The organism is Pseudomonas sp. ANT_J12 (genome assembly GCF_008370045.1).
Taxonomy (GTDB): Bacteria; Pseudomonadota; Gammaproteobacteria; order Pseudomonadales; family Pseudomonadaceae; genus Aquipseudomonas.
This window is the reverse complement of record NZ_VOBN01000005.1, coordinates 196,567-214,499: the sequence shown is the minus strand read 5'-3', so window position 1 is coordinate 214,499 and position 17,933 is coordinate 196,567. Positions and strand designations below refer to the sequence as shown.

Here is a 17,933-nt window from a genome sequence, read left to right as displayed (position 1 = left end):
GGGGACGCTCCGCGTCCAGTGACGCGGAGCGTCACGGGCTGCGTTCCCACGCAGAGCGTGGGAACGATCACCAACAGACTTACAGGCTCGGCAACAACTTCGCCGCTACCAGTTCGTTCAGGCAACGGGTCGCCAACAACTCGCTCGCCGCATTGATGTCCGGCGCGAAGAAGCGGTCCTTCTCATAGAACGGCACTTCGGCACGCAGGATGGCGCGGGCCTTTTCCAGTTTGGTCGAGGTCTTCAGACCGTCACGCAGATCAAGGCCCTGAGCCGCCGCCAGCCACTCGACCGCCAACACGCCGCGCGTGTTTTCGGCCATTTCCCACAGACGCTTGCCAGCGGCCGGCGCCATGGACACGTGGTCTTCCTGGTTGGCAGATGTCGGCAGGCTGTCCACCGAATGCGGATGGGACAACGCCTTGTTCTCGCTGGCCAGGGCCGCCGCCGTCACCTGGGCGATCATGAAGCCGGAGTTCACGCCGCCATTGGCCACCAGGAACGGCGGCAGTTGCGACATGTGCTTGTCCATCATCAGCGAGATACGACGCTCGCTCAGGGAACCGATTTCGGCGATGGCCAATGCCATGTTGTCAGCGGCCATGGCCACTGGCTCGGCGTGGAAGTTACCGCCGGAGATCACGTCGCCTTCAGCGGCGAAGACCAACGGGTTGTCGGACACGGCGTTGGCTTCGACGGCCAACACTTCGGCCGCCTGACGGAACTGGGTCAGGCAGGCGCCCATGACTTGCGGCTGGCAGCGCAGGGAGTACGGGTCCTGGACCTTTTCGCAGTTCTGGTGCGAATCGGACACTTCACTGCGCTCGCCCAACAGATCGCGGTAAGCAGCAGCGGCGTCGATCTGACCTTTCTGGCCACGGGCGGCGTGAATGCGTGCGTCGAACGGCGAGCGCGAGCCCAACACCGCTTCAACGGTCATGCCGCCAATGGCCAGGGCGCCGGCGAACAGGTCCTCGCCTTCGAACAGACCGCGCAGTGCATAAGCGGTCGACACCTGGGTGCCGTTGAGCAGCGCCAGGCCTTCTTTGGCCGCGAGGGTCAGCGGCGTCAGGCCCGCGACTTTCAGCGCTTCGGTGGCTTCCATCCACTCGCCCTTGTAGCGCGCCTTGCCTTCGCCCAGCAGCACCAGGGACATGTGCGCCAACGGCGCCAGGTCGCCGGATGCACCGACCGAACCTTTCAATGGAATGTGCGGGTAAACCTCGGCGTTGATCAGGGCGATCAGCGCGTCGATGACCACGCGGCGAATCCCGGAGAAACCACGGCTCAGGCTGTTGACCTTGAGCACCATGACCAGGCGCACCAGTGCGTCGCTGATCGGCTCGCCGACGCCGGCGGCGTGGGACAGAACGAGCGAGCGCTGGAGGTTTTCCAGGTCTTCGCTGGCGATGCGGGTCGAGGCCAGCAGGCCGAAACCGGTGTTGATGCCGTAGGCGGTGCGGTTTTCGGCGAGGATCTGTTCCACGCAGGCAACGCTGGCTTCGATCTGGGCCGAGGCGCTGTTGTCGAGGGTGAGTTTCACCGGTTGCTGATACACATCACGCAGTTGGGCAAGGCTCAGTTGGCCGGGAATCAAATTAAGCGCAGTCACATCGTTCTCCTTTTGAGAGTTTTTTATTAACTCACCAGACGCTCCGGAGATGTCCGTTGTCCGTCGCGTCTCGTTTGTGGGGAGACGCGCCTTGGCACGCTGGTGTTGTGGATTTCAGTTCAGATTGGGTAAAGCCATTTGCAGCAAAATCGGGTCTTTCAGCACGCTGGCAGCGGCGGCGATGTCCGGTGCCAGCCAACGGTCCTGGTCGTAGGCCGGAACCCGTTCGCGCAGCAGACGCCAAGCGGTATCGGTGCCGGCGCCGAAGCGTTGTTCCTTGAGGAATTCAAACGCCTGGGCCGCCAGCAGGTACTCGATGGCGAGGATCTGCGTGACGTTTTCCAGGGCGCGGTGCAGCTTCAGCGCGGCGTTGGTGCCGAGGCTCAGGTGGTCTTCCTGCAGGCCAGAGGTGACGTAGTTGTCGAGCACCGCCGGTTGCGCCAACTGGCGGTTTTCCGCACACAGCGAAGCGGCGACGTATTGGACGATCATCATCCCGGAGTTCACCCCCGGATTGGCCACCAGAAACGCCGGCAAGCCACTGACGTGCGGGTTGATCAAGCGATCCAGACGCCGCTCGGCAATCGAGCCGATTTCGGCCATGGCCATCGCCAGCAGATCCGCCGCCATCGCCACGGACTGGCCGTGCGGGTTGGCCTGGGATATCACCCGGAAGTTGTCCGGCGTGCCCAGCAGCATCGGGTTGTCGGTGACCGAGTTGAGTTCGGTTTCAATCTGCTTTTTCGCGTGCTCAAGCTGATCGCGAGCGGCGCCGTGAACCTGCGGAATCGAACGGATGCTCAAAGCATCTTGCGTGCGAATGCCGAGGCTTGAAGCAATCACTTCACTGCCATCGAGCAGCGCCCGCAGATTGACGCCGACGTGCTGCATGCCCGGGTGTGGCTTGAGCGCGATGATCTCGGCATCAAACGCCGCAATCTGACCGCGCTGGGCTTCGAAACTCATGGCACCGATCACGTCGGCCCATTGCACCAGGCGCGTCGCATCGGCCAGGGCCAGGCAGCTCAGACCGGTCATGCACGGCGTGCCGTTGACCAGGCACAAACCGTCCTTGGCGCCGAGTTGAACCGGCTCCAGACCTTCCTCGGCCAGGGCTTGCTGCGCGGAAACGATCTGCCCGCGATAGCTGACATTGCCGACGCCCAGCAGCGTGATGCTGATGTGGGCCATGTGGGTCAGGTAACCCACCGAACCCTGGGACGGCACTTGCGGGGTGATGCCGCGATTGAGCAGCGCCAGCAAGGCCTCGACCACCCGGCGATGGATGCCGGATTTGCCGTGACTGTAGTTGCGGATCGCGGCGCAGATGATGGCGCGGGTCTGTTCGTCGGCCAATGGCGCGCCAACGCCGCAGGCGTGGCTGAGCAGCGTGTTGCGCGACAGTTGGCTGAGTTGTTCGTCTTTCAGCGAGACATTGCACAAGGCGCCGAGGCCGGTGTTGACGCCGTACGCACGCTCACCGCTGGCGACGATGCGCTGCACGATGGCCTGGGCATTGTCGATCCGTGCCCAGGTCTCGGCCGACAGCTCAAGCTGCGCGCCATGACGGGCGACGGCCACCACATCCTGCCAACGCAACGGGGCGTCGGCGATAACGATTTTTTCAGCCTGGGACATCTTTGACCTCTTGAAGTTGATCGTTCCCACGCTCTGCGTGGGAATGCCGCCTGGGACGCTCCGCGTCCCGTGTTCAGCGCAAGGTTCAAGCCCGGCGCAGGGGTGACGCGGAGCGTCACGGGATGCATTCCCACGCAGAGCGTGGGAACGATCGACTGTTAAACCACCGCAGCCCGCCGCTGCACGAAGCGGTCAACATACTCATCCGCCGGCGAATGCAGGATCTCTCGCGGCGTGCCGACCTGAATCAACCGGCCATCCTTGAGAATCGCAATGCGATTACCGATGCGCACGGCCTCGTCGAGGTCGTGGGTGATGAAGACGATGGTCTTGTGCAGGGTCTTTTGCAGTTCCAGCAACTGGTCCTGCATCTCGGCGCGGATCAGCGGGTCAAGGGCGCTGAACGCTTCGTCCATCAGAATGATGTCGGTGTCTGCCGCCAGGGCGCGGGCCAGGCCCACACGTTGGCGCATGCCACCCGAGAGCTGGTGCGGGTATTTGTTTTCGTAGCCTTTGAGGCCCACGGTGTTGATCCAGTGCAGCGCACGCTCGGAGCACATTTGCTTGCTCTCGCCACGCACTTTCAGGCCGTAGGCGACGTTGTCGACCACAGTCTTGTGCGGCAGCAGGCCGAAGCTCTGGAACACCATGCTGATCTTGTGGCGACGGAATTGGCGCAGGGCTTCCATGTCGTATTGCAGGATGTCCACGCCGTCCACCAGGATCGCGCCGCTAGTCGGATCGATCAGGCGATTGAAGTGACGCACCAACGTCGATTTGCCGGAACCGGACAGGCCCATGATCACGAAGATCTCGCCGGTGCCGATGCTCAACGACAAATCGTTCACGCCGACCACGCAGCCGGTTTCGGCCAGCACCTGATCCTTGGTCTTGCCCTGGCCAATCATGCCCAGGGCTTCCTTGGAACGGTTGCCGAAAATCTTGAAGACGTTTTTGACTTCGATTTTGCTCACGGTTGCGTCGTTCATTTGCTCACCTCATGCCGTGGCCGACCGTACGCTTGCGTAATGCGGTCGATCACCACTGCCAGAATCACGATCGCCAGACCGGCTTCAAGGCCACGTCCGACGTTGAGGGTCTGAATCCCCACCAACACGTCTTCGCCCAGGCCACGGGCACCGATCATCGAGGCAATCACCACCATCGACAGGGCCATCATGGTGGTCTGGTTAATCCCGGCCATGATGCTAGGCAGGGCCAGCGGCAGTTGCACGCCAAACAGTTGCTGCCAGCGGTTGGCACCGAAGGCGTTGATCGCTTCCATCACTTCGCCGTCCACCTGGCGAATGCCCAGGTCAGTCAAGCGAATCAGCGGCGGCGCGGCGTAGATCACCGTGGCGAAAATCGCCGGGACCTTGCCCAGGCCGAACAGCATCAGCACCGGGATCAGGTACACGAAACTCGGCATGGTCTGCATGATGTCCAGCAGCGGCATCAGCACCGAACGCAGGCGATTGCTGCGCGCCGAGAGAATGCCCAGGGGGATGCCGATCAGCACCGAAATGATCGTCGCCACCATCATCAGCGCCAGGGTTTGCATCAGCTTGTCCCAGAGGCCGACCGCGCCGACCAGGAACAGCAGGCCGACGATCACCGCCGTGGTCACGACTTTACGGGTCGCGTGCCAGGCCACGCCCGCCACGATGAGCAGCATCAGCCACCACGGCGCCGCACGCAGCATGCCTTCAAGATTGACGATGGCCCACAACAGGGTGTCGGAGATGTGCCGGAACACGTCGCCGTAGTTGGTGACCAGCGAATCGACCCAACTGTTGACCCAGTCGGCGATGGAAAAGGTAAAGCTTTCGGGAAACATAAGAGACTCTCAATCAAGGGGTTGCGATCAAGCGTCCGACTGCCGTCGCCAGCAGTCGGAGAGGCTCAACCTACAAGGCCGCGTCGATTTTCTTGGCTGCGTCGTCGCTCACCCATGCGTGCCAGACTTCAGGATGTTCCTTCAAGAAGATCTTGGCCAGTTTTGGCGATTCGATCCGCTCTTTGGTCATGCGCCCCAGGTTCTGGTTCAGCAGGTCGATTGGCAGGTTGACCTTTTCCAGCACGGCCACCAGTTCCGGGGCCTGCTCGTGGAACACCTTGGACAGGCCGACCTTGATGGTCACGCGCTTGTCGACGCCTGGCTTCTCTTCGAGTTTGACCAGGTCCACCTGGCCCATCAGCGGGGTTGGCGACCAGTAGTAGAACAGGATCGGCTCACCACGCTTGTAGCTCGACAGCACGGCCGCATCCAGCGCCGGGCCGGTGCCTGGGCGGAAGTTGGTGTAGGTGCTTTCCAGGCCATAACTTTTCAGCATTTCGCTGTTGTCGAGTTCACAGGTCCAGCCGGCCGGGCAGTTGTAGAAACGGCCCTTGGCTGGCTCTTCCTGATCCTTGAACACCGAGGCGTACTTGGCCAGGTCGGCGATGTTTTTCAGGTCCGGCGCCTTGGGTTCCAGCTTGCGCTTGGCGTCGCCTTCGATCACGTAGCGCGGCACGTACCAGCCTTCGACTGCGCCCACCACTGGAGCGCCGACGCCGACGACTTTGCCGGCCTTCTCGGCCTTGTTCCAGACCTCGCTGCGGCCCACCCACTCTTCGGCGAACACCTGGATGTCGTTGCTGCTCAGGGCGTTTTCCATGGTGATGGAGTTGCCCGGCAGGCTGTCGGTCTTGCAGTCGTAGCCTTTCTCCAACACGACTTGCAGCACGTCGGTCAGCAGCATGGCGCTTTCCCAGTTCAGGCCGGCGAATTTCACCGGTTTGCCCGATTCGCACCAACCGGCAGCCTGGGTGGCGCCGGCGCTGGCGAGCAGGCCCATGGAAAGCAATGTGGTCAGCAGGGTCTTGTTCGATTTCATTGTAGTGACGCTCCTAATCATGAGTTGGCTTACGGCAGTCAAGAGGCATCCAAGCCCTGTCCACATCCCGTCAGGCCTGCGCCGCAGCGCGACCGGCCCCGCTTTTTATAGGTGCTGCATCGCTGTCCTGCTCGACTGGCAGAATCAGGTGATCAGGTACTGCGCTGTGCCATTTTTTCGCGCACACGTAATACAGCGCGGCGGGAATCACCAGGCCGATGATCCAGGAAATATCCACATCACCCAGGGCCGCGACCAGCGGACCGGTGTAGAACTTGGTGGAGATGAACGGCAATTGCACCAGCACACCGAAGACATAGACGCTGATGCCAAGGATGTTCCAACGGCCGTAGCGACCGTTCGGATCGGCCAGCGCCGGTACGTCATAGCGCTCGCGGGTGATGCAGTAGTAGTCCACCAGGTTGATCGCGCTCCAGGGCGTAAAGAACGCGAGCAGGAACAGGATGAAGGACTTGAACGCACCGAGGAACGAGTGCTGACCGAGCAACGCCATCAGGGTCGCAGCACCGACGATCACCAGCACGAAGACCAGACGCTGCAAGCGCGATACTTTCAAATCACCACGGAAGCCGCTGATGACGGTCGCAATGCACATGAAGCTGCCGTAGGAGTTCAGCGTGGAGATGGTGACCTTGCCAAATGCGATGCTGAAATACAGCAGCGCCGCGGTGGCACCGGTACCGCCCAGGCCCACGATGTAGGCGACTTCGTGGCCGGCGAATTGGCCGTTGGCCGATGCGGCAGCGAACACGCCGAGGACCATCGCAACCTGCGCACCAATGACCGAACCTGCGCCTGCGGCGAAAAAGGTTTTCACCGAGGAAGTCTTGCTCGGCAGGTAGCGAGAGTAGTCAGCCACATAAGGGCCGAAGGCGATCTGCCAGGACGCCGCGAGCGATACCGCGAGCAAGAAACTGCTCCAGCTGAAGTGGCGGATTTGCAACAGTGCGCCAACATCAACCTGGCTCATCAGACGGCTGAACAGATAAACAAAAGCAATCACACCAATGACACTGGCAATACGGCCGATCCAATGGATCACTCGATAACCGAGTACCGTGACCAGCACGATGACACTGGCGAAGAGAAGAATGCCGACGCTGTCGCTGACGCCAAACAACTGGCCCAGCGCCTGGCCGGACAGCACGGTTCCGGTTGCGGTGAAACCGAGGTACATCAAGCACACCAGCACGATCGGAATCGCGGCGCCATACACGCCAAACTGCACCCGGCTGGAGATCATCTGCGGCAGGCCAAGCTTCGGTCCTTGCGCCGCATGCAACGCCATCACACCGCCGCCGAGCAATTGGCCGATCAGCAAACCGATCAACGACCAGAACACGTCACCGCCCAACACCACGGCCAAGGCCCCGGTGACAATCGCGGTGATTTGCAGGTTGGCACCCATCCACAGGGTGAACTGGCTTAACAGACGACCGTGTCTTTCCGCTTCCGGGATGTAGTCGATCGAACGTTTCTCGATCAACGGTTTGTTGCCTGCACGATCGGTGTTAACAGCCATGATTCAACCTCTGTGGATTGTTGTCGGTGTTAGTGGAATCCCTGTAGGAGCGAGGCTTGCCCGCGAAGCTTTTGGCGGCCTCAAGGCCCCCTTCGCGGGCAAGCCTCGCTCCTACAGATTTTGCGTTGGGCCACCCATCACAGGCGGCCCGTTCCATCATTTGCCGGTAATCATCGGCAAATTCAGGCCCTGTTCCTTGGCGCAGTCGATCGCGATCTGGTAACCCGCATCGGCGTGACGCATCACGCCGGTCGCCGGGTCGTTGTGCAGCACGCGAGCAATACGCTCGGCCGCTTCGTCGGTACCGTCGCAGACAATCACCATGCCCGAGTGCTGGGAGAAGCCCATGCCGACGCCGCCGCCGTGGTGCAGGGAAACCCAGGTCGCGCCGCTCGCGGTGTTCAGCAGAGCGTTGAGCAGTGGCCAGTCGGACACAGCGTCGGAACCGTCCTGCATCGACTCGGTTTCGCGGTTCGGGCTGGCTACCGAACCGGAGTCCAGGTGGTCGCGACCGATCACGATTGGTGCGGACAATTCACCGCTACGCACCATTTCGTTGAACGCCAGGCCAAGCTTGGCACGCAGGCCCAGGCCAACCCAGCAGATACGTGCCGGCAGACCCTGGAAGCTGATGCGCTCGCGGGCCATGTCCAACCAGTTGTGCAGGTGGGCGTCGTCCGGGATCAGTTCTTTGACCTTGGCGTCGGTTTTGTAGATGTCTTCAGCGTTGCCAGACAGTGCAGCCCAACGGAATGGACCGATGCCACGGCAGAACAGCGGACGGATGTACGCCGGTACGAAGCCTGGGAAGTCGAAGGCGTTCTCGACGCCTTCTTCCTGGGCCATCTGACGGATGTTGTTGCCGTAGTCGAAGGTCGGAATGCCCATTTTCTGGAAGTCGAGCATCGCTCTGACGTGCACGGCCATGGATTGCTTGGCGGCTTTCACCACGGCAGCAGGCTCGGTCTTGGCGCGAGCGCGGTACTCTTCCCAGGTCCAGCCGGCTGGCAGGTAACCGTTGAGCGGGTCGTGGGCGCTGGTCTGGTCGGTGACCATGTCCGGGCGCACGCCGCGCTTGACCAGTTCCGGCAGGATTTCCGCCGCGTTGCCCAGCAGCGCGATGGAGATCGCCTTGCCTTCTTTGGTGTATTTCTCGATACGGGCCAGGGCGTCGTCGAGGTCTTTGGCTTGCTCGTCAACGTAACGGCTGTTGAGGCGGAAATCGATGCTGACCTGCTGGCATTCGATGTTCAGCGAGCAGGCGCCGGCCAAGGTAGCAGCCAGAGGCTGAGCGCCACCCATGCCGCCGAGGCCGGCGGTCAGGACCCAACGACCTTTCAGGTCATCGTTGTAGTGTTGGCGACCGGCTTCGACGAAGGTTTCGTAGGTGCCCTGGACGATGCCCTGGCTGCCGATGTAGATCCAGCTGCCGGCGGTCATCTGGCCGTACATGGCCAGGCCTTTGGCGTCGAGTTCGTTGAAGTGTTCCCAACTCGCCCAGTGTGGCACCAGGTTGGAGTTGGCGATCAGCACGCGCGGTGCATTGGTGTGGGTCTTGAACACGCCGACCGGCTTGCCGGATTGCACCAGCAGGGTCTCGTCGTCGTTCAGATTGGTCAGGCTTTCGACGATTTTGTCGTAGCACTCCCAGTTACGCGCCGCACGCCCGATACCACCGTAAACCACCAGTTCTTTAGGGTTCTCGGCGACTTCCGGGTCGAGGTTGTTCATCAACATGCGCAGCGGCGCTTCAGTCAGCCAGCTCTTGGCGGTCAGCTTGTTACCGCGGGCAGCGCGGATTTCGACGTCACGATGCTTTGTGAAAGAAGCGGTCGTAGATTTATTGTCAGTCACGAAAAAGACTCCTCAGCGATCAATTCAAACCAACCCTGGCGGTGGGCAAGCCAGCCTGTGCGCGTCACAGCGCCACAAGCGAATCAGTGGACGCTGCGAGGAGTCTCGGTCGACTCATACGCATACGTCTTTACTTGTACATACAAGCATATGCAATCAAGCGGCCAACTTGTTGGATGGGCATTCAAGAAAAGTTTCTGGAGGACTGGAAAGCTTGTAGATCAAGGGTTTTGAGGATGATGAAATTTTTCGCGGGGATTTTGCGTGGGCGTGGCGGCTGTTACTTGAGCGTGGTTTTGCGCCACGCTGGGGCGTTCGGTAACAAAGTGGTGCGCTTCGGGGAACAGGAGGGACCGCTTTTTGTGGCGAGGGGGCTTGCCCCCGTTCGACTGCGCAGCAGTCGCAAAATTTGATGCGAACATCGAGGGCGGCTTCGCCACCCAACGGGGGCAAGCCCCCTCGCCACAGAGATGTTCTAAACAGTTGGATCAGCGTGCGATCAGCTCGATCACGCAGCATTGGCCGCTGACGCAGACTTCCAGCAGGCCGGTATTGCGGTCGAGTTGCAGGCAATCATGGCGCCCCAGTTGTGCGTCGCTGTTACCGACTTTCACTTCTAACGCCTCGGTGACACTGAACACCAGCACAGTCCCCGCCGAACTGAAAAACCGCTGCTCGCCCTCCAGCCACTGCAACCGCGCGCTATAGCGTTGCGGCGCATAAATCAGGTTGAAATCGCGAATCGGCCCGCCGAGCAAGGTGCACGACACCTGACTCTCGCCGCTGAAGGCAAACGGGTCCAGCGGTAACAACGGCCGTGTGTCCTGGCCGTCAACGCGCAGGGTCATGCCGTCGCCTTGCAGCACGGTAATCACCCGCTCGTAGCCGGCGAATGTCGAGAAGCCGCCCGACTCACCAATATCGGCAATCGACAGGCGCCAGCCGAAACCATCAAGGCCGGTACCCGCATCGCGGGTGATTTCTTCCGTGCTGCCGCCGCCGTTTTTCCACGGCATGCGCGGGTAATCTTTGGCGCGTAAAACTTTCATCTCACTCATTTATGGAACCGACCTTCCAGACGATGACGGGAACCGGGGTGGATCAAACGGGCGGCGGTCACGGGCTGGCGGCCGGACCAGGTGCGGCGGCGGATCAGCAGGCACGGCTCGCCCTTTTCAATCTGTAGCAACTTGCACTCGGACGCCTCGGCCAGAATTGCCTCGACCACGTGCTCGCCTTCGGTCAGCGGCGCAACCTGGTTCAAATAGGCGTAAGGCGTTTGCAGGGTGAAGTCCTGCTTGAGGTAATCCGGGGCGACCAGCGCGTTGACGAAACGGTCTTCGATTTGCACCGGGATATCGTTCTCGAAATGCACGATCAGCGAGTGGAACACCCGTTGCCCTTCACGCATGTCCAGGGCCAACGCGCGCTCGGAACCGGCGGCCTCTTCTTCGAGGGTGATGACCTTACAAGTGTGACGATGGCCGCGGGAGGCGATTTCATCGGCGATGTTGTGCACTTCAAACAGTGCGGACTGGCTTTTGGGCTCGGCGACGAAGGTGCCGACACCTTGCATGCGCACCAGCAGGCCGTCGGCGGTCATCTCGCGCAGGGCGCGGTTGATGGTCATGCGGCTGAAACCCAGTTGGCTGACCAGCTCGCTTTCCGACGGAACGCGGTAGTGCGGCGGCCAGTTTCCACTGTCGATTTGCTGGGTGATCATCTGTTTGACGCGGGCGTACAAGGGCGCCGGACTGTCGCCCATGTTCGCGGCCAACGGTGACACTGCAGGCGGAGTCGGCACGGTTAATCCTTGTTCGTTTGGTGAGGGTAATGTGGCTCGTGTGGTCAGTTCTGTCAGTCAAGTTCGGCGCCGGAAATCCAGATCCTGCGTTGCTGCTCCTCGCCATAGCCAGCTATGACTCGTCGCAGCGCCTTGGCTCTGAATTTCCGGCATCCGAACTTGAACTGACGAACTGACCACACGAGCCACATAGCTTGCCGGAGTTTACCGAGCAGGCAAACGTCTGTATATGTATATACAAATAACACACGATGGGGTGCTGAACCATGTCCGCCTTCTTTGCCGAACGCGCGCTGCTGCCTAGTGGATGGGCCAACAATGTACGTCTTGAGGTCAGCGCCGACGGCGTATTGACCCATATCCAGGCCGATTCCAATGCAGATGGCGCCGAACGGCTAAGCGGTCCGCTGCTGCCGGGGATGCCCAATCTGCACTCCCACGCCTTCCAACGGGCGATGGCCGGATTGGCCGAAGTGGCGGGTAATCCGAACGACAGTTTCTGGACCTGGCGCGATCTGATGTATCGCCTCGTCGGAAAAATCAGCCCCGACCAACTCGGCGTCATCGCCCGTCAGCTGTACATCGAAATGCTCAAGGCCGGTTACACCTCGGTCGCGGAATTTCATTACGTACACCACGACACCAATGGCCAGCCTTACGCCGACCCCGCCGAACTGGCGCTGCGCATCAGCCAGGCCGCCAGCTCGGCCGGCATCGGTTTGACCTTGCTGCCGGTGCTCTACAGCCATTCCGGTTTCGGCGGCCAGGCCCCGAACGACGGTCAGCGCCGGTTTATCAACAGCACCGAAAACTACCTCACGCTGCAGTCGCGCTTGCAGCCGATCCTGGCGCAGCAACCGGCGCAGTCGCTGGGGCTGTGTTTCCACTCGTTGCGCGCCGTCACGCCGCAGCAGATCAGCGACGTGCTGGCCGCCAGCGACAAGCAGTGCCCGGTGCACATTCACATCGCCGAACAGCAGAAGGAAGTCGATGACTGCCTGAGCTGGAGCGGTCGTCGCCCACTGCAATGGCTGTACGAAAACACCGAAGTCGATCAGCGCTGGTGCCTGGTCCACGCGACCCACGCCAACCCGGAAGAAGTCACGCTGATGGCCAAGAGTCGCGCCATCGCTGGCTTGTGCCTGACCACCGAGGCCAACCTCGGCGACGGGATTTTCCCGGCGGTGGACTTCCTCGCTCAGGGCGGGCGCATGGGCATCGGTTCCGACAGCCATGTGTCGTTGAGCGTGGTGGAAGAATTGCGTTGGCTGGAATACGGCCAGCGGTTGCGGGATCAGCGGCGCAATCGCTTGTATGGCGCGGATCAGCCAATGGTCGGCCGCACGCTGTACGACGCGGCGCTGGATGGCGGTGCCCAGGCGCTGGGGCAGCCGATCGGTGCATTGGAAGTCGGCAAGCGCGCGGATTGGCTGGTGCTCGACGGCAACGATCCGTACCTGGCGACAGCCAGTGGCGACGGGATTCTGAATCGCTGGCTGTTTGCTGGCGGCGATCGCCAGGTGCGCGATGTGCTGGTCAATGGCCAGTGGGTTGTGCGGGATGGGCGTCATGCCGGCGAAGAAGAAAGCAGCCGCGCGTTCACCCAGGTCCTGCGCGATCTTCTCGGATAATCCCTGACCGATCGTTCCCACGCTCTGCGTGGGAATGCAGCCCGGGACGCTCCGCGTCCCATTCCAGAGCCGAACGCGGAGCGTCCGTTGAGGCATTCCCACGCAGAGCGTGGGAACGATCAGTAGCCGAGTGATCAGTTCGAGGTCTTGGCCATCTTCGTATCCGACGCTCGCCAGATCAGCCGCGTCGTGTCGTAACCCTGCTGCCGCGCCTTGCTCAGCAGTTCTTCACGCACCACACCGTTGACGGTCGGGGTCCGCGACAGCAACCACAGGTACTTGCGGCTCGGGTCGCCAACAATAGCGGTCTTGTAGTCGTCGCTGACGTACAGCACCCAGTATTCGCCCTTCGCCACACCCGGAATCAAACGCGAAAACCAGTTATCGAACTGGACCCACAGTTTGTCGGTCTTGCCCGGCACCTGCGGCCAGGCCGTGCCCTTGGCCTCTTCCCACTGCCAATCCGGGGTCAGGCAGCGGTTGAGTACCGCCACGTTACCGTCAGGCAAGAGCGTGTAATGCGCTTCGGATTGCGCGCAATTGCGCTGGAAATACATCGGCAGCCGGGCCAACTCGTACCAGGTCCCCTGGTATTTCTTGAGATTGACGCTGTTGGCTGTCTTGGGTGCCAACGGATCTACGCCAGAAGAGGCGCAGCCGGCCAATACCAGGCCGGCAAAAAGTACTATCAATAACCGCTTCATTGTTTTTCTCCCGCGGGCGCGTAGCCCCGGTTTACTTCAGGCCTTGGCCAGAAAACATCAGCACTTTGTCACCGGCGTACTGCACGCTGATAAAGCTGTTTTTGTCGCCCCAGGTGCAACTGGACATCCCAAGCGCGCCCGAGCAATCGGCGGGTTTGCCCAGCAAGGTTTCAACCTCGGCCTTGGGCATGCCGGCCGACAGCTTGGAGTAGTTCTCTTGATTGACCTTGCTGCACGCGACCAACAACACGCAGAACGAGAGCAAGGCGAAAGATCGCAGCGACATGGTGTAGCTCCTGGGGCGAAGGGGGAATGGCATGGCTGCCAAGCTGAAGCTTAGAAGAGAAAACCCCCATCTGGTTCCCCGACTGCCCGGCTATTTGTTGGGCCGCTCGTCTGCCTTTCGCCGATAAATCAGCGACTTTCTCGCGCCGTTGGGCAATTCGTCGGTTTTCGCTGAATAACGCCTAATCTTTGGCGTTGGTCAGTCGAAATAGAGGCAGCGCAAAGCCCGCTACTGTGGCAAATTGCCGCTCCCTCGTTGACCAGCCCTTTTGCGGTAGTTCACCTAATGACCAGAAACATGAAGTTCAGCCACAAGATTTTGTTGGCTGCCGCCCTCGTAGTGGCCGTTGCATTCGCCTGTTTCATCCTCTTCAACGACTACCGCCAGCGCCAGACCCTGCGCAGCAGTACCGAATCCTCGATGCAGGAACTCGGTAGCCTGACCACCAGCAACATCCAGACCTGGCTGGAAGCGCGCATCCAGTTGCTGCAATCGCTGTCGCAACAGATCGCCGTGGACGGCAGCGCCCCGGCCAGCCTGAAACGCGCCATCGACCTGCCGGCCTACACCGGCAACTTCCAGTTGAGCTACTTCGGCAGCACCGAAGGCGTGATGACCTCGATCCCGGCGGGCAACCGCGCCGCCGACTACGACCCTCGCGCCCGTGGCTGGTACAAGGCTGCCGACAGCGCGCGGCAAACCATCGTTACCGAACCCTACATCGCCGCGTCGTCGGGCAAACTGGTGATCACCGTCGCCACGCCGGTGCAGCACGAGAACAAGATGATCGGCGTCGCCGGCGCGGACATTGATCTGTCCAGCGTCAGCGCGATCATCAACTCGCTGAACTTCGGCGGCCACGGCTATGCCTTTATCGTCAGCGCCGACGGCAAGATCCTGATCCACCCGGACAGCAAACTGGTGCTCAAAACCCTGGCCGAGGCCTACCCGAACGGTGCGCCACGGGTCAGCCCGGGCATGAAAGAAGTCGAGGTCGACGGCAAGTCGCAGTTCATCTCCTTCACCCACGTCAACGGCGTGCCGTCGGCGGATTGGTACGTGGCACTGGTGCTGGATCAGGACACCGCGTTCGCAATGCTCAGCGAATTCCGCACCTCGGCGATCATCGCCATGGTCATCGCCGTGGTGATCATCATCGCGCTGCTGGGCATGCTGATCAGCTTCCTGATGCAACCGTTGCTGACCATGGGCCGCGCGATGCATGACATCGCCGAGGGTGAAGGCGATCTGACCAAACGCCTGACCATCCACGGCCACGATGAATTCGGCGCCCTGGGTACCTCGTTCAACCGTTTTGTGGAGCGGATCCACACCTCGATCCGCGAAGTGGCCTCGGCCACCGGCCAGGTCAACGAAGTCGCCCTGCGCGTAGTGGCGGCGTCGAACTCGTCGATGTTCAACTCCGACCAGCAAGCCTCGCGCACCAGCAGCGTCGCCGCGGCGATCAACGAACTGGGGGCCGCCGCCCAGGAGATTGCGCAGAACGCCGCCCTCGCCTCCCAGCATTCGAGCGACGCCCGTGCCCTGGCCGAAGACGGTCAGAAAGTGGTGGATAAAACCATCGCTGCGATGCAGCAGCTGTCGGCGAAGATCAGCGATTCGTGCGGCAACATTGAGACGCTCAACAGCAACACGGTGAACATCGGGCAGATTCTGGAAGTGATCACCAGCATCTCCCAGCAAACCAACCTGTTGGCACTGAACGCCGCCATCGAAGCCGCCCGCGCCGGTGAAGCCGGACGCGGTTTCGCGGTCGTGGCCGACGAAGTGCGCAACCTCGCCCACCGCACCCAGGATTCGGCGCAGCAAGTGCAGAAGATGATCGAAGAACTGCAAGTCGGCGCCCGGGAAGCGGTCAGCACCATGACCGACAGCCAACGCCAGAGCGAAAGCAGCGTCGGCATCGCCAACCAGGCCGGCGAACGCCTGGGCAGCGTGACCCAGCGCATCGGCGAAATCGACGGCATGAACCAATCCGTCGCCACCGCCACCGAAGAACAGACCGCCGTGGTGGAATCGATCAACGTCGACATCACCGAAATCAACACCCTGAACCAGGAAGGGGTGGAGAACTTGCAGGCGACCTTGCGTGCGTGCTCGGACCTTGAACAGCAGGCGGCGCGGTTGAAGCAGTTGGTGGGTAGTTTCAGGATCTAGATCATTCTTGCGGGCCCCTTCGCGGGCAAGCCTCGCTCCTACAGGATCAGCGCTGCATTTTGAACAGCGCGCCACCTGTAGGAGCGAGGCTTGCCCGCGAAGACGGCATCAGCCACAACAAAGAATCAGAACCTGGACCCAGGCCCCGAAAGAAACTCAATCTCCTCAGCCGTAGACTCGCGCCCCAACACCGCATTGCGATGGGGAAACCGTCCAAACCGCGCAATCACCTTCTGATGCCGCTCGGCATAGTCCAGGTTATCGGCGAACACCGCGCGATCCGCTTCTGGCTGTTCATCAACCAACGCGATAAACCGCGAAACCGCCTCATTCTGCACCGCCAAATTCTCGCAATGCTCAAACACCAGGTAGATGAATACCCGCTGGATCGGTCGTAACTGCCGATCAAAATCCGCAGCAATACCTTGCGCCACCAGGGCTTGGGCCCGGAGGTCACCGGAGAAGGATTTGGGGGTGTCGCGAAAGATCATTCGCGGGAGTTGGTCGAGGAGCAGCACCAAGGCCAGCCAACCTTCGGGGCGTTGCGCCCAGTCGGTCAAACCGCCGGCCAGTGCCTGCTCGACCCAGTCCCCGAAACGCTCGCGCGCTTCGCGGTCCTGGCTGTCGCGCTTGCCGAACCACAACTTGCCTCTGTCAGCCGCTATGTCGTTGGGGGATTCGAGGGTTCCGAACCACCATTCGAGCAACGGCTGCCAGGGCGCGGTCATGGTTTATTCCTTGTGGTAAGCCGTGACGCGGGCGACTTCTTCTTTCGAGCCGAGGAACACCGCTACGCGCTGGTGCAGGCCATCGGGCTTGATGTCGAGAATGCGCTGGTGGCCATCGGTGGACGCGCCACCGGCCTGTTCGACCAGGAACGACATCGGGTTGGCTTCGTACATCAAACGCAGTTTGCCCGGCTTGGAGGGCTCGCGGCTGTCACGTGGGTACATGAACAGGCCACCACGGGTCAGGATGCGGTGCACATCGGCAACCATCGCGGCCACCCAGCGCATGTTGTAGTTCTTTTTCAGCGGGCCTTCATCGCCGGCCAGCAATTCGCTGACGTAGCGTTGGACCGGCGCTTCCCAGTGACGCTGGTTAGACGAGTTGATCGCGAATTCCTGAGTGGATTCCGGAATCTGGATGTCTTCGTGGGTCAGCACGAAGCTGCCCATTTCGCGGTCCAGGGTGAAGCCCTTCACGCCGTCGCCCAGAGTCAGTACCAGCATGGTTTGCGGGCCGTAGATGGCATAACCGGCGGCAACTTGCTCGGTACCTGGTTGCAGGAAGGCTTTTTCGTTCAGCGCTTCGTTCTGGCTCAGGTATTCGTTCGGGCAACGCAGCACCGAGAAGATGGTGCCGACCGGGGCGTTGATGTCGATGTTCGACGAACCGTCCAGCGGGTCGAAAACCAGCAGGTACGCGCCTTTCGGGTATTTGCCCGGGATCTGGTAGGCATTGTCCATTTCTTCGGACGCCATGCCGGCCAGGTGACCGCCCCATTCGTTGGCTTCGAGCAGGATCTCGTTGGAGATCACGTCGAGCTTCTTCTGCACTTCGCCTTGGACGTTTTCAGTGCCCATGCTGCCCAGAACACCACCGAGGGCGCCTTTGGACACGGCGTGGCTGATCTCTTTGCAAGCACGCGCCACCACTTCGATCAGGAAACGCAGATCGGCAGGGGTGTTATTGCTACGGGTCTGCTCAATCAAATAGCGACTCAGGGTAACGCGGGACATGGAAGGCTCCGGTGGAATGGGGGGCTAAAAACCCGCGCAGTTTAACGCGAGTCGGGGCGTATTTC

Annotated in this window: 15 protein-coding genes and 1 pseudogene; 3 read left to right on the top strand and 13 right to left on the bottom strand. The window is 61.2% G+C overall.

Annotated elements, in window-relative coordinates:
- Nucleotides 1-79: 79 nt before the first annotated feature.
- From hutH (FQ192_RS14030) to hutC, 9 genes are all read right to left on the bottom strand, one after another.
- Nucleotides 80-1,612 (bottom strand): histidine ammonia-lyase, encoded by a 1,533-nt coding sequence (gene hutH / locus FQ192_RS14030; RefSeq protein ID WP_149659132.1) that lies wholly within the window; start codon nt 1,610-1,612, stop codon nt 80-82.
- A 114-nt stretch (nt 1,613-1,726) separates the two neighbouring features.
- Nucleotides 1,727-3,250, bottom strand: coding sequence for a histidine ammonia-lyase (gene hutH / locus FQ192_RS14025; protein WP_149659131.1), 1,524 nt, complete (start codon nt 3,248-3,250; stop codon nt 1,727-1,729).
- A gap of 158 nt (nt 3,251-3,408) precedes the next feature.
- Complete coding sequence (locus FQ192_RS14020) at nt 3,409-4,239, bottom strand: glycine betaine/L-proline ABC transporter ATP-binding protein (RefSeq protein ID WP_054054680.1); 831 nt, start codon at nt 4,237-4,239, stop codon at nt 3,409-3,411.
- Nucleotides 4,236-5,087 carry a proline/glycine betaine ABC transporter permease gene (locus FQ192_RS14015; protein ID WP_133837848.1) on the bottom strand — a complete coding sequence of 284 codons (852 nt, stop codon included), beginning with the start codon at nt 5,085-5,087 and terminating at the stop codon, nt 4,236-4,238. Before FQ192_RS14015 ends, FQ192_RS14020 begins: the two co-directional genes overlap by 4 nt.
- Nucleotides 5,088-5,157: 70 nt before the next feature.
- Nucleotides 5,158-6,126 (bottom strand): ABC transporter substrate-binding protein, encoded by a 969-nt coding sequence (locus FQ192_RS14010; RefSeq protein WP_149659130.1) that lies wholly within the window; start codon nt 6,124-6,126, stop codon nt 5,158-5,160.
- Between the two features lie 70 nt (nt 6,127-6,196).
- Nucleotides 6,197-7,669 (bottom strand): cytosine permease, encoded by a 1,473-nt coding sequence (locus FQ192_RS14005; RefSeq protein WP_149659129.1) that lies wholly within the window; start codon nt 7,667-7,669, stop codon nt 6,197-6,199.
- A gap of 156 nt (nt 7,670-7,825) precedes the next feature.
- Nucleotides 7,826-9,523 (bottom strand): urocanate hydratase, encoded by a 1,698-nt coding sequence (gene hutU / locus FQ192_RS14000; RefSeq protein ID WP_149659128.1) that lies wholly within the window; start codon nt 9,521-9,523, stop codon nt 7,826-7,828.
- 488 nt (nt 9,524-10,011) lie between these two features.
- The gene (locus FQ192_RS13990) at nt 10,012-10,581 is read right to left on the bottom strand and encodes a HutD family protein (RefSeq protein ID WP_149659126.1); all 570 of its coding nucleotides are present in this window, start codon (nt 10,579-10,581) and stop codon (nt 10,012-10,014) included.
- Nucleotides 10,578-11,288: a histidine utilization repressor gene (hutC, locus tag FQ192_RS13985; protein ID WP_154505298.1), complete on the bottom strand. Its 711-nt coding sequence runs from the start codon at nt 11,286-11,288 to the stop codon at nt 10,578-10,580. The genes FQ192_RS13990 and hutC overlap by 4 nt, the downstream gene beginning before the upstream one ends.
- Before the next feature lie 305 nt (nt 11,289-11,593).
- Between hutC and FQ192_RS13980 the strand changes: the two genes are divergently transcribed.
- Nucleotides 11,594-12,958, top strand: coding sequence for a formimidoylglutamate deiminase (locus FQ192_RS13980; protein WP_149659125.1), 1,365 nt, complete (start codon nt 11,594-11,596; stop codon nt 12,956-12,958).
- 134 nt (nt 12,959-13,092) lie between these two features.
- Here FQ192_RS13980 and FQ192_RS13975 read toward each other — a convergent pair whose 3' ends face one another.
- Together FQ192_RS13975 and FQ192_RS13970 are read right to left on the bottom strand one after the other, a co-directional pair.
- Nucleotides 13,093-13,662, bottom strand: a complete 570-nt coding sequence (locus FQ192_RS13975) for a lipocalin family protein (protein ID WP_149659124.1) — start codon at nt 13,660-13,662, stop codon at nt 13,093-13,095.
- A gap of 31 nt (nt 13,663-13,693) precedes the next feature.
- The gene (locus FQ192_RS13970) at nt 13,694-13,948 is read right to left on the bottom strand and encodes an outer membrane protein assembly factor BamE (RefSeq protein WP_149659123.1); all 255 of its coding nucleotides are present in this window, start codon (nt 13,946-13,948) and stop codon (nt 13,694-13,696) included.
- Nucleotides 13,949-14,233: 285 nt separating this feature from the next.
- Here FQ192_RS13970 and FQ192_RS35010 point away from each other — a divergent pair.
- A pseudogene (locus tag FQ192_RS35010) lies at nt 14,234-15,268 on the top strand (cache domain-containing protein); the annotation flags it as partial.
- A gap of 93 nt (nt 15,269-15,361) precedes the next feature.
- Entirely contained in the window at nt 15,362-16,126 is a 765-nt protein-coding gene (locus tag FQ192_RS35005) for a methyl-accepting chemotaxis protein (protein WP_372242343.1), read from the top strand.
- Between the two features lie 125 nt (nt 16,127-16,251).
- Here the strand turns inward: FQ192_RS35005 and FQ192_RS13960 are convergent, their stop codons facing one another.
- Together FQ192_RS13960 and FQ192_RS13955 are read right to left on the bottom strand one after the other, a co-directional pair.
- The gene (locus FQ192_RS13960) at nt 16,252-16,854 is read right to left on the bottom strand and encodes a DUF924 family protein (protein ID WP_149659121.1); all 603 of its coding nucleotides are present in this window, start codon (nt 16,852-16,854) and stop codon (nt 16,252-16,254) included.
- Between the two features lie 3 nt (nt 16,855-16,857).
- The gene (locus FQ192_RS13955) at nt 16,858-17,868 is read right to left on the bottom strand and encodes a class 1 fructose-bisphosphatase (protein WP_149659120.1); all 1,011 of its coding nucleotides are present in this window, start codon (nt 17,866-17,868) and stop codon (nt 16,858-16,860) included.
- Nucleotides 17,869-17,933 lie beyond the last annotated feature (65 nt).